Annotated in this window: 15 protein-coding genes; 10 read left to right on the top strand and 5 right to left on the bottom strand. The window is 50.5% G+C overall.

The window, feature by feature from the left end:
- Positions 1 to 275 precede the first annotated feature (275 nt).
- Positions 276 to 2,183, bottom strand: coding sequence for a thioredoxin-like domain-containing protein (locus tag R3B84_19970; protein MEZ6142847.1), 1,908 nt, complete (start codon positions 2,181 to 2,183; stop codon positions 276 to 278).
- Positions 2,184 to 2,631: 448 nt separating this feature from the next.
- Here R3B84_19970 and R3B84_19965 point away from each other — a divergent pair, with 448 nt between their 5' ends.
- The 5 genes from R3B84_19965 (at position 2,632) to R3B84_19945 (ending at position 9,211) form a co-directional block, all read left to right on the top strand.
- Positions 2,632 to 3,927, top strand: a complete 1,296-nt coding sequence (locus R3B84_19965) for a serine/threonine-protein kinase (protein MEZ6142846.1) — start codon at positions 2,632 to 2,634, stop codon at positions 3,925 to 3,927.
- A 422-nt stretch (positions 3,928 to 4,349) separates the two neighbouring features.
- Positions 4,350 to 4,934: a c-type cytochrome domain-containing protein gene (locus R3B84_19960; GenBank protein MEZ6142845.1), complete on the top strand. Its 585-nt coding sequence runs from the start codon at positions 4,350 to 4,352 to the stop codon at positions 4,932 to 4,934.
- Positions 4,935 to 4,942: 8 nt separating this feature from the next.
- A complete protein-coding gene (locus R3B84_19955; protein MEZ6142844.1) occupies positions 4,943 to 7,129 on the top strand; it encodes a DUF1549 and DUF1553 domain-containing protein in 2,187 nt (728 codons plus the stop codon).
- A 43-nt stretch (positions 7,130 to 7,172) separates the two neighbouring features.
- Positions 7,173 to 8,582, top strand: a complete 1,410-nt coding sequence (locus R3B84_19950) for a DUF1501 domain-containing protein (protein MEZ6142843.1) — start codon at positions 7,173 to 7,175, stop codon at positions 8,580 to 8,582.
- Positions 8,583 to 8,677: 95 nt separating this feature from the next.
- Positions 8,678 to 9,211 (top strand): CocE/NonD family hydrolase, encoded by a 534-nt coding sequence (locus tag R3B84_19945; protein ID MEZ6142842.1) that lies wholly within the window; start codon positions 8,678 to 8,680, stop codon positions 9,209 to 9,211.
- A gap of 14 nt (positions 9,212 to 9,225) precedes the next feature.
- Here R3B84_19945 and R3B84_19940 read toward each other — a convergent pair whose 3' ends face one another.
- From R3B84_19940 to R3B84_19930, 3 genes are all read right to left on the bottom strand, one after another.
- The gene (locus tag R3B84_19940; GenBank protein MEZ6142841.1) at positions 9,226 to 11,862 is read right to left on the bottom strand and encodes a S8 family serine peptidase; all 2,637 of its coding nucleotides are present in this window, start codon (positions 11,860 to 11,862) and stop codon (positions 9,226 to 9,228) included.
- A gap of 150 nt (positions 11,863 to 12,012) precedes the next feature.
- On the bottom strand, positions 12,013 to 12,363 hold the full coding sequence (locus R3B84_19935) for a hypothetical protein (protein MEZ6142840.1): 351 nt from the start codon (positions 12,361 to 12,363) through the stop codon (positions 12,013 to 12,015).
- An 8-nt stretch (positions 12,364 to 12,371) separates the two neighbouring features.
- On the bottom strand, positions 12,372 to 14,690 hold the full coding sequence (locus tag R3B84_19930) for a protein kinase (GenBank protein MEZ6142839.1): 2,319 nt from the start codon (positions 14,688 to 14,690) through the stop codon (positions 12,372 to 12,374).
- Positions 14,691 to 15,019: 329 nt separating this feature from the next.
- On the opposite strand from R3B84_19930, the gene R3B84_19925 reads away from it, so the two are divergent.
- Entirely contained in the window at positions 15,020 to 15,475 is a 456-nt protein-coding gene (locus R3B84_19925) for an Hsp20/alpha crystallin family protein (protein ID MEZ6142838.1), read from the top strand.
- 3 nt (positions 15,476 to 15,478) lie between these two features.
- On the opposite strand, the gene R3B84_19920 is transcribed toward R3B84_19925, so the two are convergent.
- Positions 15,479 to 16,489: an FAD:protein FMN transferase gene (locus tag R3B84_19920; GenBank protein MEZ6142837.1), complete on the bottom strand. Its 1,011-nt coding sequence runs from the start codon at positions 16,487 to 16,489 to the stop codon at positions 15,479 to 15,481.
- Positions 16,490 to 16,608: 119 nt separating this feature from the next.
- Between R3B84_19920 and R3B84_19915 the strand changes: the two genes are divergently transcribed.
- The 4 genes from R3B84_19915 to R3B84_19900 all read left to right on the top strand — a co-directional run bounded on the left by R3B84_19915 (position 16,609) and on the right by R3B84_19900 (position 21,366).
- The gene (locus R3B84_19915) at positions 16,609 to 17,745 is read left to right on the top strand and encodes an SUMF1/EgtB/PvdO family nonheme iron enzyme (GenBank protein MEZ6142836.1); all 1,137 of its coding nucleotides are present in this window, start codon (positions 16,609 to 16,611) and stop codon (positions 17,743 to 17,745) included.
- Positions 17,746 to 17,895: 150 nt separating this feature from the next.
- The gene (locus R3B84_19910; protein MEZ6142835.1) at positions 17,896 to 19,167 is read left to right on the top strand and encodes a Gfo/Idh/MocA family oxidoreductase; all 1,272 of its coding nucleotides are present in this window, start codon (positions 17,896 to 17,898) and stop codon (positions 19,165 to 19,167) included.
- 418 nt (positions 19,168 to 19,585) lie between these two features.
- Positions 19,586 to 20,095: a hypothetical protein gene (locus R3B84_19905; protein MEZ6142834.1), complete on the top strand. Its 510-nt coding sequence runs from the start codon at positions 19,586 to 19,588 to the stop codon at positions 20,093 to 20,095.
- Positions 20,096 to 20,799: 704 nt separating this feature from the next.
- On the top strand, positions 20,800 to 21,366 hold the full coding sequence (locus tag R3B84_19900; GenBank protein MEZ6142833.1) for a 2OG-Fe(II) oxygenase: 567 nt from the start codon (positions 20,800 to 20,802) through the stop codon (positions 21,364 to 21,366).
- Positions 21,367 to 21,550: the final 184 nt, after the last annotated feature.

Below are 21,550 nucleotides of genomic sequence, written 5' to 3'. Positions count from 1 at the left end.
TGCCCTCCATTACAGGCGATTCCATTCGATGGGCGATGTTTACACAATCCTTTTATATCAAATGCCCATCCCACGTAGGGTGAGGTGATGGCACCTGTCAGGCATACCTGTAATCGCCCTACGACATTCAAACGATTGTCAGTGTTCCACGTGGAACGTTTTGGTATTTTCTGAATTTTGAGAAAATAGCTGAAAAGTGTTAGGTGCTGCTGCACTTTGTGCCTAAAGCAGATTCATGAAATTGCTTGATGAGAAGCAGGGCGATTAATCCTCGATTACTTCGCACCAGCTTTTTTCAAATCGTCGATCAGTGTGGTAGCCTGGGCACTACGGTCTACCACGATCCCTTGTGCGTTGGTAATGAAGATATTCGGCAGCACGGTAATCCCGTATTGTGTTGCCAGACCACTTTCCAGACCACCGGTTTCGTGGATGTGAACGCCATTCCCGATTTCGTTCTGTTTCAGGAAATCGATGGCCGATGCGGGATTGTTATCAAGATTGACCCCCACCAGTTCCACATTTTTATACTGGGCCATCGCAATGCGGATCTTTTTGAAATCATCCATTGCGGTTCCGTTCCAGCTTGCCCAGTAATACACCACGACGACTTTACCTGCCAGAGCTTTCACATCAAAGGACTGGTTTCCGGCCAGGGTTTTTCCGACCAGTTCCAGTTGTTTCCCTTCCAGGTTCATCCGGGTCAGGCAGCCTTGAGCCTTTCTTGCCAGCGGGTGGCGATCGAAATTCTTGATCAGCAGTTCGTACCACTTTTTGGCTTCGTCTTCCTTACCTGCAAACTCATAAACCATGCCCAGTTGCATCATGGCATCGGGGGTATCATCTGCGGTGCCAAAATCACTGACAAACTTGGTTAGTGTGGCTTTCCAGTCGTCCTGCAGTTTCTGCATATCCTGTGGGTTTGGCTCTTTCTGGCTGGCAAACTGGGCGAGACGAATTGCATAATTCGCAGTCAGCGTGCGGAAGGTCACGTAGGCCAGTAACTTCACCGATTCCGGGTCGTTGGTTTTTTCCAGTTGCTGGCGGAGGCCATCCAGCTTTTGCAGTGCGGTGCCATCTAGCTGCTGTGCTGCCGCAGCGTAACTTTCCGCCACCTGACGCACCCACACATCGCGATTAGCACGATCATCTGGTTTGATCAAGGCAACAATCTTTTCCAGAATCGCAGCCCGCTTCAGGTGATAATCGGTCAACTGAGCGCGGTCTGCAGGTGCGGCGTTCGTGTCGTGCGTTTTCAACTCTTCGATGAATTTTTCAGCTCCGGCAGGAATTCGCACGCCGCCGATATTATTGCTGGCAACCGCTTCTTCGGGTAAACCACCGTAAGGTGCCTGCACAATGCGCCAGGCTCGGCCCACCTGAATCAGTTCGCCAGTCTGAATATTCTGGGTTTTGGTATCGGTACCATTGCCCACCTGGGCCAGGATGGTGGCGTGGGGGTAACGAATCAGATCGATTTTTGATCCCAGTTCATCCGCAGCCAGTGTTTCTGGTTTGCGGGTTTCCAGGTGCAGCCAGACCGCTTTGTCATCAACATTGACCAGTGCGGCACAGGTTTTCTGAAAATCAGCTCCAGCAGCAGCCATTTTTTCGTTCAAACGGCTCAACTCTGCGGGTGGCAGACCCAGTGTTTCAACGTCTTTCTGGGTAAGCATCAGTGCCTTTACCCGTTCAAAATCGCGAGTGCCGATGGCAGCCAGAATTTCCTGACTGACTTCTTCGGGTGAAATGGCCAGCCAGGAATCGATTTTGCCATCTTCATCGACATCAACACCCCACTTGCTGCCATTTTTACCCAGCCAGCGGTATTGGTCGACGCGATTGTTGTTATTGGAATCGATTTCCCGATACGCTTCGACGCCATCGCGGAAGTAAGACCAGGTATTGATCTGGCCACTGCCAGACGCATCGACAAATTTTCGCAACGTGTTGCCGTTGCCATCGGTCAGAATCCAGCCGATTACCGAGTCACCTTTTTTGGCCGCTTCCACTTTACAAGCGGAAAGCTGGGCACCAGCAGGAATGGTAATTTCCACCCCACCGATCCGTGGTTTAAAAGCCAGAATATCATTCACAGCGGGGGGTGGGGCTGCGTGAGCAAATTGGTTGAACCCACCGACGATAAACAATGAAGCAAACAGACGCATACGGAAGCGTTTCATAACCATTCCTTTGGAACTCCCAATTTCACTGCAGGCAGCGTCCCACTGCCAATGCGTTACAGGGAAATTCATCGGCATTGATACCCACCGAATTGATGGTGCGTGGGTAAAATCCGCAAGATAGGCATATCAGGATCGGTACATCTTCTTTAAATTACCCACTTTTGCCCAATTGTTACAATTTGTCCGTTTGATGGGATTAGGTGACCACACCGCTCTTCCTTCTCAGAAAAGAGGGCTCTTGAGTGAGATTTCGGTATTTTTTCAAAATCGACCGCGAAGACGCGAATTCGGGAAGTGCAACCGGACAAAACAAGCCGGAAGCGTGCACCATGGAATTTTGCTGTGGGGCGATTGCAATTTCGTGGGTGTTCGCTTTGAGTTGGGTGCTGCGGATATAATAAACAATTAACCCGAATTGCCCAATTCATGCTTAGTTAAGTGGTGTATGCAGCAGATCTATCTGAATCAGTACGAATCATTGGGCAAAATCGGGTCAGGCGGGATGGGCGATGTCTTTCTGGCCCGGCCGATCAACGATCCCGCACGTAGTGTGGTGGTAAAAGTACTGAAACCACAAAAGCAACTGACAAAAACAGGTCGGGAGTCGATTATTCGGGAAATGCAGTTTGCTGGGCATCTGCACCACCCGTACATTGTCGAACTGCTCGACCGTGGGATTGATCCTGTTGCCGGGCCGTGCCTTGTATATGAATTTGTCCCCGGCAGCCTGCTGCGAGACATTCTGCGCGTCGAAAAACGGCTGGATTTACCACGATGTGGCTGGTTACTGGGGTGTATTTGCCATGCACTGCAGACCGCACACCTTGCGGGAATTGTTCACCGCGATCTGAAACCCGGCAACATCATGGTGGTGGGGGCTGGCACCAGTGAAGAACTGGTCAAAGTAATGGATTTTGGCATCGCTTCCGCAATGACACAGCCCTATCTGACCACGGATCAACTGGCTGGCAAGAAGGATGTTGTTCGCACGCAGGGCACACCGAAGTACATATCGCCAGAGCAGTTACGTGGTGAAACCACCGATGCCCGTGCAGATATTTACTGCCTGGGAGTGATGCTTTACGAAATGGTTACTGGCCAGCTTCCATTTCCTTATGAAGATGTGGGCAAATTAATTGATGCACACCTGAAGGCAGCACCACCCAGTTTTGCTTCGATTCAAGTTTTCCATATTCCCCCACAAATTGAGCGGCTGATTCTGAATTGCCTAAGCAAATACCCACCAGAACGCCCAGGTAGTGCGGGTGCGTTAGCAAAGCAGTTTGGCGTGGCATTGGGAACCGATATATGGGATGCCACCCGACCAGCAGGAGTGCGTGAAGTGGTGCCTCTGGCGGAAAGTTTGCCTGACATGCCAGAAATATCTTCTAACGAAATGGTGTTTGAAACAGATGCCTGGATGCCAGATGCTATTGCCAGCATGAAACTGGGTGGGTTTTTAACCTCCATCGGTGCCACAATTCTCGATACTCAGCCCGGCAAACTCGATGCACGCTTTGATTTTGCGGTGGAATCTCCCAAATCAGGCTGGCTGGGGAAGATCTTTCCCAAAAAAAGCACCGTACCAATTCGTATTCGACTGGAGTTGCACCGCCCGAATGTCAGCGAAGGAAAAATACATATCAGAATGATCATGAATGCCACTGAAGAACTCATGCAACGTAATTCTGTTCGCACAATGTGTGAAGCATTGTTTGCAGAACTGAAAAAGTTTCTGTAAATAACGTGCTGCACGGCTGAGGAACGCCTTATCGGTGGGTAGTTTCGAGTTGTCAAAGATCAAATCCAAAGCATGGAATTATTTCCATGCACATATAATATATCCTCGAGCCATCAGGTTTCGGCAATTTTTTCCTCGCACGGGTGACTTTTTTCGAAATTTCGCTGACACAACTACTTATTTTGAAAGCACTTGCGCACAAGTATACTTTTTTGTGAATTTTTGCAAAATTGATATCACCTGTTTCCGACTGTATTACTTTTGTACGTAATATCCCACCGATTAAATAACCGATTTCATATATAGCGAATTGGTTATTGGCTCGGGTAATGAGAACGAAATGAGAAAACCTTTGTCTTTGTAACGATCTGGCCCGCAGTTGTGTTACAAAGGTGTAGTTGAAATAAGGTGGGGTAACCAACATGAACCATTTCTACCAGATGAAGTCGGGTATATTCATCGCAGCACTCGCTGCCTGCCTGACCATGGGCAGTTCGCTTGTCGCACAGCCAAAAGGGCCGAATCCGGAAATATTAAAGCGTTTGTTTGAAACTGCTAACAAGAATGATGACAAGTTTCTGGACAAAGACGAATTCAAGTCGGCCATTGACAACATGCCGAAGCTGAAGGATAACCCACGTGCGGGTGATTTCATATTCAACTTTCTCGATAAAGACAAAGATGGCAAACTGAATGTCGAGGAATTTCAAGCGTTGGGGAACCTGCCACAGCGGAAGGGCCCTAATGGTTTTCCCCCACCGAAGAAAAATAATCCCGAACCGAAAAAAGATCCAGAGCCAGCCACAAATTTGGGGAAGCCCGCCTCAGCAGAGCAGATTGCCTTTTTTGAAAAGAAAATCCGCCCCATCCTGGTGGATAACTGTTACAGTTGCCACGCAGAAGAAAAACAGAAAGGTGGCCTGCGGGTAGATACTCGCGATGGTCTATTGAAAGGTGGGGATTCTGGCCCCGCACTTATTCCGGTAATGCGAATCGTAGCCTGCTGATTACAGCAGTGCGGCACACCGATCCCGATATGCAGATGCCACCCAAGAAAAAATTAAGCGATGCCCAGATTGCCGATCTGGAAACCTGGGTACGCAATGGTGCGGCCGATCCCCGCGATGGTGCGGTGACCAGCAAGCCAACCGAAATTGATATTGAAAAAGGAAAACAGTTCTGGTCTTTTCAGCCGGTGCAGCCAAGAAAGTTACCACCAGTGAAGAATCCCAAATGGGTCAAAAGCGATCTGGATTACTTCGTATTAAACATGTTGGAAAGCAAGCAGATGACGCCGGTAAACGATGCCGACCGCTATACTTTGCTGCGGCGAATCTATATCGATCTGATTGGCTTGCCACCCACACCAAAGGAAATTGAAACATTTATCAACGATAAATCTGCCAACGCCGTAGAAAAAGTGATCGATGAGCTATTGTTAAGCCCCCAGTTCGGTGAACGGTGGGGTCGGCACTGGCTGGATGTGGCACGCTTTGCCGAATCGACTGGTAAAGCGGTGAATATCTCCCACCCGTTTGCCTGGCGTTACCGCGATTATGTCATTGAATCTTTTAACAAAGATAAACCTTACGACCAGTTCATTCGTGAACAACTGGCGGGAGATCTGTTGCCTGCTTCGAACGATCAACAAGCGGCGGAACAGTTGATTGCAACAGGATTTCTGGCAATTGGGCCAAAGGACCTGAACGAACGCAACCGCTTGCAGTTCGAGCTTGATCTTGCCGATGAGCAGATCGACACCACCTTCCAGGCATTCCTGGGGCTGACGGTGGCCTGTGCCCGATGCCACGACCACAAGTTCGATCCGATCCCCACAGAAGATTACTATGCCCTGGTTGGCATCTTCCGCAGCACCTCCACCCTTTATGGCACAGTGCGAGGGCTGCAGAGCAATCGCCCCACCAGTCTGGTGCAGTTACCCAGTGGATCGGGTGAACCGGTGGGCCTGGCACCAATTACCAAAAAAGAATACGAGCAGATGGAAAAGCAGATTGCTGATCTGCGGAAAGAACTGCTGGAAGCAAACCCACGTGATAATAACACGTTGAATACCCGCCTACGGATTCTTATTCAGACTTCGACGATTGAAGGCCGCAAATCGATGTACAATGCGGATGGTACACCCAAGCTGCAGGCAATGGGGGTGCGGGATTCATCGTTCCCACGCGACAGTGTTGTCTACACGCGCGGTGAACCCAATCAACCAGGTAAATCGGTGGCACGTGGCTTTCCACAGGTACTGACTGACAAGCAACCCACCATTCGACGCAATAGTGGGCGAATGGAACTGGCAAACTGGATCGCTTCGCCAGAAAACCCACTCACCGCACGGGTGATGGTGAACCGGATCTGGTCCCACTTGTTTGGGCGTGGTCTGGTCTCTTCAGTTGATAACTACGGCACGATGGGACAACGCCCGGCAAACCAGGAACTGCTCGATTACATGGCAGGGGAATTTGTCAAGAATGGCTGGAGCATCAAAAAAACAATCAAGCAGATCATGCTGAGCCACAGCTACCAACTGGCAACCACCTACCACGCAGAAAACTTTGATAAGGACCCGGACAATCAACTGAACTGGCGGATGACTCCCAAGCGGGTGGAATCGGAAGTAATTCGTGATTCGATGTACTACATCGCCGATCAATTGGATTTTGCCCCACCTGCAGGTTCTCCATTGTTGCGGCAAGGTGAAGGGAACGTCCGCCCACAATTTGGTGGTGGTGCACCGTTTGCCAAAGGACCTCGCTTTGGCCAGCAGGGTGCATCACGCGTCAATCGCACTGTATACGAATCAGTGGTTCGCGAACAATTGCCGGAATACCACACTCTGTTCGATTTTCCCGATACCAACGTGGTCAATGGCGAACGAGCAACAACAATTGTCCCCGCCCAAGCACTCTACATGCTGAATAACGATGCGGTGATCGCGGCATCCCAGTCGGTTGCCCGCAAGATTACCCAGGCCCACAGTTCAGACAAAGATCGGATTGAATATGCCTACCTGCTGTTCTTCGGTCGACCAGCGACAGAACAGGAAATCGCCAACGCCACCAACTTCCTGAAAAACTATCAGGAGATTCCCGGGCAACGTCGCTTTGGCTTCGGACGGGAAGGCAACGCCTGGCCGGCATTAGCCCAGGCAATGTTTGCAGCGGCAGAATTCATCATGCGTAACTAATTGAACAAAACTAACGAACGAAATCGAATATAAGGAACTCAATATGAATCCGATCTTCTCTCGCCGGGCGGCATTGCAGACTACCTCGGCAGGTTTTGGCTATCTGGCGTTTTCTGGCTTGGCAACAATGGCAGCAGAAAAAGCTGCCGGGCCACTGGCACCCAAAAAATCACACTTCCCCAGCAAGGCGAAGCATGTGATCTTTCTGTGCATGGATGGGGCACCTTCCCACGTGGATACCTTTGATTACAAACCACGCCTGGGCACCGATACCGGCAAAACGTTTTCCAAAGCACGTCAGCCTTTTGCCAAACTGCTGGGATCACCCTGGAAGTTTCAGAAACATGGGCAGTCGGGCTTAGCCATCAGCGAACTGTACCCGAATCTGGCAAAACATGCCGATGAAATGTGCATCATCAATTCCATGTACACCGATGTGCCTGCCCACCCACAGGCATTTATGATGATGCACACAGGAAGTTTTCAGTTCAAACGCCCATCGTTGGGTGCGTGGACGGTCTATGGCCTGGGAACCGACAACGATAACGTGCCTGGCTTCATTACGATTGATCCTGCACGCAATAATGGTGGGCCAACCAACTACGCTTCGGCCTTCCTGCCCGCCTACTACCAAGGCACGCCCATTACAGGCCTGGCACGCTTTGCCCGCCCTGGTGGGGGTGGATTTGGCCGTCCAGGTGGTTCGCAGGCCAGTGTCAGCAATATCAAGAACCCCCAGCAGACGACGGATCAACAACGGGCACAGTTGGATTTCATTCAATCGCTGAATAAATCGCAATTACGCACCGAACAGCCCAATCCCATGATTGAGGGTGCCATCGAATCGTACGAATTGGCGTTTCGTATGCAGGCCGACCTGCCAAAACTGATGGATCTTTCGAACGAAACCAGAGAAACCCAGGCGTTGTATGGCATTGGCACCAATGAAACGGATTCGTTTGGCAAACAGTGCCTGCTGGCCCGCAAGTTTGTGCAGGCGGGGGTACGGTTTGTGGAAATCCGCAGTGGTGGCTGGGATCATCACCGGGCCTTGAAAGAAAGCCTGGAACGCACCACCACAGCAACTGACTTGCCGATTGCGGGCTTACTGGCCGATTTGAAACGCACCGGACTTCTGGAAGAAACGCTGGTGGTCTGGGGTGGGGAGTTTGGCCGCACCCCTTATGCACAGGGTGATGATGGCCGCGACCACAACCACAAAGGGTTTACCACCTGGATGGCAGGTGGGGGCGTCAAGGGTGGCACCACCGTGGGCAAGACGGATGAATATGGCTACGAAGCGATTGATAACCGCGTTCACATCCATGACTGGCACGCCACCATCCTGCACCTGCTGGGCCTCGATCACGAAAAACTCACTTATCGCCACGCTGGCCGCGACTTCCGCCTGACGGACGTGAAAGGGAACCTCGTTAAAGAAGTTCTGGGGTAATCTTCCAGAAGTTTGTTCATTCTAACTAACCAACAATCCATTCGATTTTACCTCAATTGAATGGGATTTCTATCGTTGCGCTTACATCCGGAGTGATGATGACTCGCAATGTATTCTTCGTAATTTACATTTGCATGGCATTGCTGCTGGCAGCACCTGCTATTCTTGCGCAAGCTAAACAACCACTAACGAATCCCGAAGTGGCAAACCCTACTGCAATTACTAACTTCAGTGATGGTATCAAAATGCAGGGCAACATCTATTTTCCGGCTGGATTCAAGACAGATGATAAAAGACCTGCAGTGATCTTCTGTAATGGCACGGGAGGTACTCGTAAGGGCACGCCTGCAAAGCTGGCCCCTCACTTCGTAAAGGCAGGGTATGTGTTTCTTGCATTCGATTACCGCGGCTGGGGTGACAGTGATGGTAAGTTGATGCCTGTTGAAGCACTTCCGAAGTCAGGGGACAAAGGCGAAGTAACAATTATGGCCCGCATCGCCCGCTGGCAGATGAACTACGCTGATCAAACAGAAGATATCCGCAAGGGGATGAATGGCTTCGCCATCGCGGATCTCAACCACGATGAACGGACAGACGGGTCGCGGTGTTCACCCCGCCGATCACCATGATGCTTGGCTGGCCTTTAACTCTCCGAACCCGTGGATACAGGATTCTGAGCAGGGGAGGTGGCGGTGGATGAATTCGCTGGGCAAGTCAAGCCGAATGCCTGCAAAAACTGCTCGGTGTCCATCACGCCATACCCAGTGCCTGGGTGCCAGGATCCGTTGCAGTGCATCGTAGACGTTTGAAGTGCGCTGCGAATTTGGGCAGCATTTACCTGCTGGCCATTTCCCTTGCCACGCTGGGAAAACAACAAGGCAATCGCCCCTGCTACATGGGGAGCCGCCATGCTAGTCCCGCTCTCGGCGTGCATAGCCGACACCGACCGACTGCTAGCTGCGGGGATCGAGACACCTGGCGCGGCGACTTCAGGCTTGTGACGCCCGTCCAGGGTTGGGCCATAAGCAGAAAAAGCCGGGTTTGCGATTGGAATGGTGGTCGTGACGGCACCTACGGAGATTACCGTCGCTGCTGTACCAGGGATGCTCAGGGTCCGCTGCTCCTCCACATGATTCAGAAAGGAAACAAGTTGAGAATCTGTTCGGTCGATCCAGGCATCGATGTAGATGCAAGCGTGAAGATGTTGAGCTTCGCAGCGCAGTTTCCATGTTCCCTCCAGGATGACCGGGCTCGTGCCGTGCTCAATGGTGATGTAGAGCCGACTCAGCCCGTTGTCCTTGTGGAAGCGCGTGTATGTTAGCCTGTAGGTGTTTCCGCCTGGGAAAGTGCCTGTCTCATAAGAGTTCGACCAGGAAACAAACGGCGAGGATTGTCCGGCTGGATCGATCAACGAAAACTGGAGTTTCGCTAACGCGGGCAGCCAGAGATCGATAACATCCTGTCGACGAGCCATCGGTCGTTGAGAGCATTTTTTCGGGGAGAGCCATTGTAAGTGGCTAACAGACATGCTGTTTACCGGAACGGTAGCGTGCAAACAACTGGCCCGGTCGTTCCCCGCAGACTTGACGATAGCGAATCCAGGGGTCTGCCCATTTCCGGAAAACTCGTCGAAAGCTAGTTCCAACAACGACCTTCCGTCATGAGCACCGGCCTGCGCTCCGAGGCTTACGTTAACGACCACGGGCAGACCCTTTTCTCTCGCAACGTCCCTGATGAAAGTCAACGCAGCGCAGTGGGCGACGGAATACCCAATGCTTGCTGGCTCGTCCTGCCCAGGTTGCGGGTTCGCAACAATGACAATGACGAGTTTTGCTTCCGGAGCCATGCCACCGGGAAAAGCATTGTTGCCAAACGTACTACCGGCTGCGATACTAGCCACATGCGTACCGTGACATTGATTTCGGATTATTAGATTGCCGGGGACGGTGTTTGTATTGATATATTCATCGATCTGATTTTGGGTGTGCAGTGTGCCGAAAGTCTGACCAGAAGGAGGCCTCCCCGTGTTGTCTCGTTGGTCCCACACTGCAAGAATCCTGGTTTGGCCACGATCGTCGCGGAACGCCTCGTGCAGCACATCAATGCCGACGTCGATAATGGCCACGATGGCCCCATCCCCCCGTTCGTTGTAGCGTTGGTGGATCGTGTCTGCTTTAATGAAGGAGAACGAATTAACGCATTCTGGGTTGGCGAAGGATGGGCTTGCTTCGACAGAGATGACTCCGGAGTAGTGTTCGAGGGCCAAGATACTGCGCGGACTGCCGACACCCGCAATGATCCGTCCGATACGCGAAACGGTCTTGAAGTCTGGGATGTCTGCGAGCTGCACTTTGTCATCATCGACCGCCACTAACATGGAGATTGGTCGAGGCTTAGGTAGTTCCTTGGCTGTCGATTCTTGCCCCGTTGGTGCTTCACTCGCGTCGAAAAACGAAGTGAGTGCAGCGTCAATGCGGGAGACATTAGGGATTACTTTTTGCAACAGTCCTTGCAAAGGATCAACTTGGTGAGCGCGTACGATGTGAAATTCTAAGCCGGGGGCCGTGGATTCTGCCCAAGTGACGAACTTCTCCGCTATCGTATCGCTCGTGCTTTCGGACCGAGACGGAAGTGATGCTTCCGGAAAAGCTTCGCAGACAGCGTGGAGAGCCTCGGGTGAGAGGGAGGAAATCGTTTTCACAACTTTGTCGCGATCAAAAGAAGTTTGCGAGGGTCTATACTTAACCTCTCCCGTCCACCAGCTGAAACGCACATCGCCTTTGCCCGACAGTCGTTTCGCCACTTCGGTAACCAAGCGTATGAGGATGCTGCCGTGCATCCCCGGGCCGTCCGCATCAATGTGGATTCTGCCGTACATCCCCGGGCCGTCCGCATAGATGCGGATTCTGCCGAGCATCCCCGGGCCGTCCGCATCAATGTGGATGCTGCCGAGCATCCCCGGGCTGTCCGCATCAATGTGGATTCTGCCGTACATCCCCGGGCCGTCCGCATCGATGCTGATTCTGCCGTTCATCCCCGGGCCGTCCGCATTGATGCTGATTCTGCCGTACATCCCCGGGCCGTCCGCATCAATGAAGATAAAGCCGGCAGTTTGTTCGGGTGGTAGCGGCTCGACCTTCATCGGCCAGCTAAAGTAGGAAAGGCGTGAAGTATCGATCGTTTCTGATGCCTCGATTGGCCAAGCGATGCCTACCGCCGGCACTCCATCGACGTGAAGTACCCAGGCAAAGCCTCGTTGCTCCCCTTCGAACAGGGGCAAAGCGATGGCTTCCCCACCACTCCTTATTAGGTATCGAAGTGTGCCGCACCTCTTGCCTTTGGAGATGATGTGAAGATGTGTTACTGAATGAGTGGACAAAGGACACCTTTGCTTTCGCTTACCAAAATGATTTCGTAGCTCATACGTGAATCATCTCTGGAATCGGCATTTGCAGCGATAATTGGGAAAATTTTTTGGATTTCTTTTTTGAAAAACTACATAGTTTTCGATATAGATGCCGTCGGAATACTCGGCTAGGTTAAAAAAATCGGGTTCGGAAAACGACACTCTCGTAACGGCTTCAAAACCGCTGTCGAACTCAACGTGTGCGATTTTCTCGCCATGCAGTTCGGCTGCCGCGTCGGCATTGCCACTTTTGCTTACAACGACATGCTTCCCGTCGTCCACACAGGCACCTGGGCAAAGGCCCATTTCATCGGCCAGTAGGTGGTCGATCCTCTGCGGTGAGACCGACTCCACCGGTAAGAGTTCGTGGTACATTATGGAAACTATTTTTTCCCAAGAATTGTTTTCATGTCGATTCCAGTGGTACCTACTTGAACAAATTCAAAATTTCGCCCTTGGTTTTGGGCTGGTTTATCCTGTTTTTCAACAATATCCACTGGCAACAGATACCTTTTTTCCTGCTCACCGGCATCCATAGATGAATCAAACTTAATTTGTGCAAGGTATGCCCCTGCTAACCAATACTGGTACGATTTGCGGGCAGGCAATTTGTATTCTTTCCAGACATTAAACATGTGAATATCCGTTGGTGTAACCATGATGAAACGGACGTCAAATACCAGATCAACATCCAGTTTATTGTCGATGTTGAGCACACCCATTCGTAGCCCAGGGTTGTGAAATTCGTTCAGAAGAAGTTTTTGCCCAACAAATTCCGGTTCTTTGGGGTGAGATACCACCTGATATTCCAGATTTCCATCTTGATTAAATGTTGCATTACCGTTTTCTCTGGCTCCTTCATCCCAGTCAATGGTAAGACGATTTCGGACATGGCTCCATTTTCCAGTAAGTTTCTGAACAGTATCGCCACTGGGCCGGAACTGATTTACTTTACCATAAGGTTCAAAATGCCATACAGATGTCTTAAGTTTATTGTTCACAGAATGAGACAGATGATATTGTCCTGCGAGTGTTCGGCCTGTGATGAGAACCTGGAACTGGCGGCTCGAACCATCTCGCAACGCCTCCAACTGTAGCCGGGTTCCTAATGGGCTAGTTGCGATAATGTCTTTGAATTCAGCAAGTTTCATGCCTGCAATCGCGTGACCATCATATCTGGTAATAATGTCATCTGTTTTCAATCCGGCATTGGCTGCTGGCGAATAAGGGATAACTTCGTTCAGTTTCATTCCCTCTGGGCATTCTGAAAAGACTACCCCCAGAAACGCACCAGTGGGCACGGATTTGGCTACGACTGATTTTGCAGGCACACCAGGTTTTGCAGAGGAACTGGTTTTCGGTGCTGTCACTGATAATGTTGCCTGGGTGGGTGCTTTCTCCCGACTGCTATCTTTCTCGTCGTTGTCCTGAAACAGATAAAGGGCTCCAACGATTCCAATAAACAGCAGCAGCATTACCAGGAAAATAATGAATAGTGTTTTACCATAACTCTTTGGCGGTGGGCCACTTCGGTCGAATGCAGGTGGGATGCGTTCCCGACGGCGACTTCCCCCACCCCGTTCCCGTGAAGTGCGTGGTTCCGGTCGACGCTCTCGTGCTGATCGAACTTTGGTTTCACGCACCGGCAGTGCTTCGGGAAGTTCTTCAAACTCATCGATCAATTCCACAACCACGTGGGCGTTATCAGCAATACTTTCACCCCGCCCACCCGCAGTGGAAACCATGCTCTGGTCGGGCAAATCGACCTTTTCAAACACGGTCGCTTTCGCCGTATTCGGTGCCTGGTAAGTAGTGTTCGCCGTATTCTGCGATTCGATTCGGTTGACAATCGCTATGAGCTGATCAATGGCGGCATCCGCACTGGGAATCCGTTTGGCGGGGTCGTGCTGCATCAGGCCATCAATAAACTCCACCAACTCTTGCGGTACCGCCGAGTTGTGCGTGGCGATCGGTGCGTATTTTCCACTGATAATCGCGACCATCACGGCGGGTGATGTTTTGCCTTCAAACGGGTAATGTCCGGTGCAAAGCAGGTAAAGCATCGTGCCCAGGCTGTACAAGTCAGATCGGGCATCCAGTGGGGTGCCCAGTGCCTGTTCCGGACTCATAAATGCGGGCGTTCCTACCACCCCACCGGTGCTGGTGATCCCTTTATTGGTGCTGATCGGCTTCGCTAGCCCAAAATCGAGGATTTTGATGCGACCTTTGGGAGATTCCAGCCAGATATTGGCGGGCTTGATATCACGATGGATGAGATTTTTCTCATGAGCAACTTTCAAGCCACGGCAGGTTTCCAGGGCAATCCGCACTACCTGCATGAAGTTGGGCAGCCCTTTGTTCCGCAAATAATAATCCAGCGAACAGCCATTCAGCAGTTCCATGGTGAAATACGGCAACTCATTAATGAGACCAGCTTCATAAATTTTCACCACGTTGATGTGGGAGATCTGGGCCACCGCACGTGCTTCGTCGATAAAGCGGGTCTGGGCAGATTGATCGTGCATCACCTCTGGCAGCATCAATTTCAGTGCGACTTTGCGATTCAGGAATGAGTCTAAAGCGACAAAAACGGCCCCCATGCCCCCACGGCCAAGCTCTTTCAGGATGCGATATTTGCCAAACGTGCCCAAATCCCCCACTTCGGAAGGTGGGCCAAACAGGTTTCGTTGGGGTTGAATCATGCGAGACTCCTTGACCTGTGCGATGAATCTGGGGAGGTCTGATTATTCTATTACGTCAAACGGTTTGTGGGAAAATGAAAAGAGTGTGTGATGTACATTCGATTTTGGCAGGGTTCCCCCACGTGGGTCTGTCAAACTGACAGATTCAGAAAAATAATGATATTTGTTAACAATTTTAAGCGCTTTATTCATAATAACTTACGAAAATTCAGCCTGCATTTTTCAAATTGGCATCTTCTTTGCTATTGAATTATTTTGTGTCGCACATAGCAGCCCGAGGTGGTCTCGGCGGATGTGCCTGTAAAATTGATTCAGCAAAGGAGCTTGTCATGCGTAATGTAGTTCGATGGACGGAAAATCCACTGCGTTGGGTAGATGCGCTTCATCAGCAAATGGACGATGTCTTTAACCGTGTTTACCAGGATGGCTCGGAAGTCGCCAAAGCCTCCACGTGGGCACCTCGGCTCGATCTGGTGGAAACCGAAGGTGCATATGAAGTGAAGGTCGACCTGCCGGGAATTGCACCGGAAAATGTGGAAGTGAACCTGAATGACAACGTGTTGACAATTCAGGGTGAACGCAAGGTGGAAACGGAAAACAAAGAAAAGAACTACCACCGCATTGAACGTGTCAGTGGGACTTTCTACCGTGCCATCACCTTGCCCGCCAAAGTCGATGACGAAGCTGTTCAAGCGAGCTTCGAGCATGGCGTGCTGCACGTGGTGGTGCCGAAAAAGCCAGAATCACGTGGCAAAAGGATTACTGTGCAGGCAAAACAGAACTAACGGTCATTTCGCAAGAAAGTTTGCAAAGCCTTTTGTCTGCACCGTTGTTTCTTTGTCACCCACCATCAAAGAGATGGAGCATTCCATTCCAGGAATCTTTTCGATCGCGGCAATGGCTTTCTCAGGAGCCCAGATGCTGGCCATCTTGGTATAGCTGTCCGCATCGATCCCGCGTGGGGCAATCACTGTAACACTGCGTCGGCCTTCAATCCCATACCCGGTGCGTGGGTCGATCAGGTGAGAATAACGCTTGCCGTCGATTTCCAGAAATTGAAAACTGTCCCCAGATGTGGAAACGGCCATCTCTTTCAGCAGCACCGTGCGTTTGTCAGTGCTGCCCACTGGTGGGGCGATATCGATCTTCCAGCCTTTGCTGTCCGGAGGTATACCCATTGTGGCGATATCACCACTGGCAGCCACCAGGGCAATTGAAATGTTGAACTTTTTCAACGTGGCAATCGCTTCATCGGCCGCATAGCCTTTGGCGATGCCACCCAAATCAAGCTGCATTCCAGGAACAAGTAATTCCACCGTGCGATCTTTGGGATTTAGTTTGACGTTTCGATAGCCCATCCTGGTAAGAGCTGTTTGAATTGTTTCCGCTGGGGGCAATTTCTTTTCCTTGCGTGCTGTCCGCCAGATTCGGCTGAGTGGTCCAATGCTGGCATCAAACGCACCTTCCGAAAGCTGGGAAAGCGCTGTGCATTTTTGCAGAACGTAGAACAGTTCCGCACTGACCTTCTGTGGGCCAGCCAGAGTGGTTTTGTTCTTGCTGCACAACTGCATCAGTTCGCTTTTGGGATCGTAATCGCTCATCAATGTATTCAGGTGGGCAACCCGTTCGAAAGCTGCTGTAACAGCACGTTCGGCAAGCTGCTCCGTTTCGGCATACAGTGTAATACTGAAGGTGGTGCCCATCTGGGGCGATTCGTATCGAAAGCGTTGGATTTCCCCACCTTGCAGGGGTGCGGCAAAAAGCAGCCCACAAATGATGGTAAAATGGCGTAAGTTCATAAAATTCACAGTTAGGCGAGAATTTCTCGATTGACAACGATTTTGGCGGTGCAACACGCGTATTATACAGTTAGTTGGCAAACGCCTGAAGATGATTAGAGTTCGCCCGGGGAGTGATAATGTATCTGAAAAAATTGATCCTTTCCACAGCACTGGCAACCGCCACCATCTGTGGAGTAACGTGCCTGGCAGTGCTGGCACAACCAGAGAAGCCAAAGCAGGAATTGCCAGCACTCAAAAATTACACCGAAACTGTCAAAATTACCGACCGCTCTTCGAAAAGTGAAGTCAAAGTCGATTTTGACATGGTGGCAGTCCCAGGTGGGGAATTCATGATGGGCAGCCCTGAGACCGAAGAGGGGCGAGCTTCCAACGAAGGCCCCCAGGTGAAGGTGAAAGTGGCACCATTCTGGATGGGTAAATGCGAAGTTACCTGGGATGAATACGATTTGTACTTCCGTTACAACAACGCCAACCTGCGTCCTGATGTGGAACGCGGCACCGTGATTACCCGCAAGAAAGAAGATATCAAAGAACCTGCCGATGCGGTCAGCCAGCCCACCAAGCCGTACGTGCCGGAAACATACAACCACCAACGCTCGAAGCATCCTGTGATCTGCCTGACACACCACGCAGCAATGACTTATTGCGAATGGCTGTCCAAGAAAACAGGCAAGAAGTATCGCCTGCCCACCGAAGCAGAGTGGGAATATGCTTGTCGTGCAGGTTCCCAAGAAGCCTATCCCTGGGGTGCAGATGCCGGCAAAGCAGACGATTATGCCTGGCACAAGAAAAACTCTCCCACGGAAGAACTGCCAGGTGGCACCACGCACGCAGTTGGTTCCAAGAAACCAAACGCATTTGGACTGCACGATATGAATGGCAACGTGTTGGAATGGTGTATGGACCATGCCATTGCTGATGCCTACAGCCGTTATCCGATGATGTTCGGTAAAGATGGCCTGGTGCTGAATCCGTGCATCAAACCAACCAATCTGAAATGGTCCCACGTGACCCGCGGTGGGCATTTCAAGAGCCGCAAGCTGACCGATCTGCGAAGTGCAGCACGCACCTTCTCTGATCCGGAATGGATGGAAGACGATCCCCAATTGCCCCAGAGCATCTGGTGGCTGACCAATTACGATACAGTTGGTTTTCGCGTGGTACGTTCGCTGGATGAAAGCGATGAATTGAGCAAAGTGAAGCCACTGATTGTGCTGGATGATGACAACGATAAAATATACAAACTGAAATAATTCTCAAACAAGATCGCAGTACGGGCGTTCCGCGCGTGGAAGAACACCATCGACGAGACATCCATGCTACGAGAAAAAATAATCCTTGAGAAACCGAAGCTGATTGATTAACATTGTGAAAAGAATTTAACTTACAGGGGATCTCTCTACATGTCAGAACAAAACAATAATCGTCGTGAATTCATGACGCACAGTGCACTGGCCGCAACGGGTGCCGCACTGTTGACCGGTGGTGTGCACGCAGGTGGCAGCGAAATCATTAAAGTAGGCGTCATTGGCTGCGGTGGTCGTGGAAGTGGTGCAGCTGGCAATATTCTGGATGCAGACAGCAAAGTGGAAATCACTGCTCTGGGTGATGTTTTCCAAAGCCAGGCAGAAGGTGCTGCACAGCGCCTTGGCCGCAAATATGGCGAACGGGTCAAAGCAAGCAAAGGAAAAGGGATCTTTTCCGGCTTAGACGCCTACAAGCAAGTGCTGGATACCGATATCGATCTGGTGATTCTGGCTACCCCACCTGGGTTTCGGCCGTACCACATTGAAGCGGCAATCGAAGCGAAGAAAAATATCTTCACCGAAAAACCAGTCGCTGTTGATGTCACGGGTATCCGCAAGTGCCTCGAGCTGGTGAAGAAGTCGAAAGATGCCGGCATCGGCATTGTTGCAGGTACGCAGCGTCGCCACCAGACAGGTTACATTGAAACCATCAAACGAATCAAAGATGGTGCCATTGGCGATGTCACTTCCGCACGTGCGTACTGGAATGGGAACGGCATCTGGTTCCGTGGCCGCCAGCCGGGCATGAGCGATACCCACTATCAGATTCACAACTGGTACCACTTCCTCTGGACCTGTGGCGACCACATTGTGGAACAGCACGTTCATAACCTGGATGTGATCAACTGGGTGCTGGGTGCCCACCCAATCAGTGCATCGGGCATGGGTGGCCGCAGCAATCGACCTGTAGGCGATCCCAACTCTGTGGGGCATATTTTTGACCACTTCTCCGTGGAATACGAATACCCCAACAACGTGTTCGTGCAGAGCTTCTGCCGCCAGATCGAAGGCACCACGTCGAGTGTTTCGGAAGCAGTCGTGGGCACCAAGGGTATCAGCCAGGTCAATGGTTACAACATTAACGGTAAACGAGTGTTTGAAGGCAAAGAAATCAACCCATACGTGCAGGAGCACATGGATCTGATTGCCAGCATTCGCGAAGGAAAACCGCTGAATGAACTGGAACAGGTGACGATCAGCACCATGACGGCGATTCTGGGCCGGATGTCCACGTATGCGGGCATTCGCCTGACCTGGAAAGATGTGATGGAGAAAGCAAAGGAAGATACTTTCCCCGCGAAGATCGACCTGACTGCCCCACTGCCCGTGACACCAGTCCCAGTGGTAGGCAAAACCCGCTTCTTCTAAGAAGCCCACGTTGCAAATTGTTCAGCCAATTGGTTTTGTGATCCTACGGTGTTAGCCGCAGGATCACAAGCCGGAAGCTTGAACGACGGAATCTTCTCAGCCGAAGTCAAGGGATAAACTTTGACTTTGAGCCTACGGTGTTGGCCGCAGTATGCTTTTTCATTTCGGTTTCATCGCCCGCGCGTGGGTCTTTCTTCTTCATCATCTTCCGCGAAGCCGCAAAGACACAAAGAATTATCCAACCGTCATTCCCGCGCAGGCGGGAATCCAGTACACAAAAAGTGAACTAGCATTCCGAACACCTGACCTGGAAGCCGATTGCGTTAGCCACGGTTGACTGGCTGGGGAGTAATCCAATAGACTACAAAAAACACTGAGGAAGTATTATTGTGAAATGGTTGTTCATCGAGATTAAATAATGAATGCAAGAATCCTATATGGCAATCGACAAAACTTTGGCATCGAGTTTTCGTTTGCAAAATCAAAGAATTACATTCATGTGCAACTTTGGCTCGGTGGACAATGGGTAGGTGATATTCAAGACTCGATCATGCCAGAATACATGTGTGCGAGTCTCTTAGAACTGGCCTGTCCTAAGCGCTATCCCAGATACGCATACGATTCCAAAGAAGACATTCCTTCCTACGAAGATCTGCTAGATAATTGTGGTTCGTTTGGGGAATCATTCGATCCTTTTGTACTAGCTTATTGTTCTTTGACAACACGTGAATATGTTAATTTCACATGGCGATTAGATGAAGATTACTACTACTTATTTCCAGATTACCCTAGGCAGATATTTCATCGCTCAGTGCCGCTGCCGACTTATAATAATGTTGTCAGAATGTTTATTATGACTATGATCAACGATGGATACTATGTAATCCGTAATGGGATTCCCACTCTTGACGATCTTGATTGTTTCTAACCATCAAATTAAAGAAGAAGGACAGTACAACTTTCAGCCATTTTGCTCCCTGGGTGATTTCAATAAGAAGCGAGGGCACTTGCATTCAGCTGGCGTACGTTTGATTCTGCGGTAGGATGCCGCTGCCAGGTGGCTTGAGCATCGTCATTCCCGCGCAGGCGGGAATCCAGTGAAATTTCTCAAATTTGCGGTCATCTCCTGTTTTCATCGCCGACAGCGCCAGTGAGGGACTGTTAAATAATAAGCGACACCCACGGAAAAGACACACCGCCTCCGGCTCTGAGAATTGGCAGTAGGCGGGAATCCATTGCTTGAGGCACTGAAAGTGCCGATCGTTTATCTGAAGGTGCTTGCAGTGAAGGTCAGGGTGAGATGATTGGCGAAGTTCCAACCCTGAATAGGGGGATTCGCTTTCAAGATTCATTGGTCATTAAGAAATTTTCATGGATTCCCGCTTTCGCGGGAATGACGATTTCAGATGAGTATCATTTGATGCGCCACCATGAATCAGGCCTGTAAGGGCATCTTACGAATTGAAAAAGCCGGCAATCTCATGCGTAAGTCGTCTAGCTATCCGGATTCGCGATTGAGCCTATACCAACTTGACAGACGCAGGCGACTAAGTAAGCGATTGGAGCAGAAATCGATCCATCATACCCCCACACCGCTGCTCTGTGTGGGTCGATTATCTAATTTCGTGACGCATGAATCATAGTCGAATTTTCACCATCGAACGATTTTTATCCTCAAGTGAATCTGCTTCACTGGCAGATTTGTGTGAAGGGATCGGTTTTGAAAACCAATATTCTGGAGAAGGGCTACTAATTCGCAGTCGGGCGCAGTTCGAGGATCATTATTGGGCTAAACTCATCTGGGAAAGACTCCAATCTGCACTTCCACGTCTGACAGACGTTTACACCAACGGATTTTCACCGGAGCCTGCCCCACCATATCCGTTGCATCTCTACTCGCCGGTGCAATTGAATGAACGTTTTCGGTGCTACAAATATGGCCCTGGTGAAGAATTTCGTCGCCACCAGGATATTGCCTTCGAATACTCGAAAACAAAACGAACTTTTTTTACTGTGCTGATCTATCTGAACGATGGCTATGCAGGTGGTGAAACCACTTTCGACGACTGTATTGTCACACCGAACCTTGGCATGCTCGTAATGTTCCCCCACGAACTGGAACATGCAGGGCAGAAAATTGTGTCAGGATTAAAATACACAATTCGTACAGATGTTGTGTACGAAGCATTCGCTGGGTAATGGAATCAGAGTGAATTGATTGTAAAACTTGCTCAAAGTGCAACCCGCTATTCAGGAAATCGCACCTTTCGAAAATCGTCATTCCCGCGTAGGCGGGAATCCATTGCTTGAGGCACTGAAAGTGCCGATCTTTCATCTGAAGGTGAATTGCAGGGAAGCTCCGGGTAAGATGATTAGCAAAGAT

The sequence above is a fragment of the Zavarzinella sp. genome, assembly GCA_041399155.1.
Lineage (GTDB): Bacteria > Planctomycetota > Planctomycetia > Gemmatales > Gemmataceae > JAWKTI01.
The sequence above is the reverse complement of the archived record's forward strand: the minus strand, read 5'-3'. Positions and strand labels throughout refer to the sequence as shown.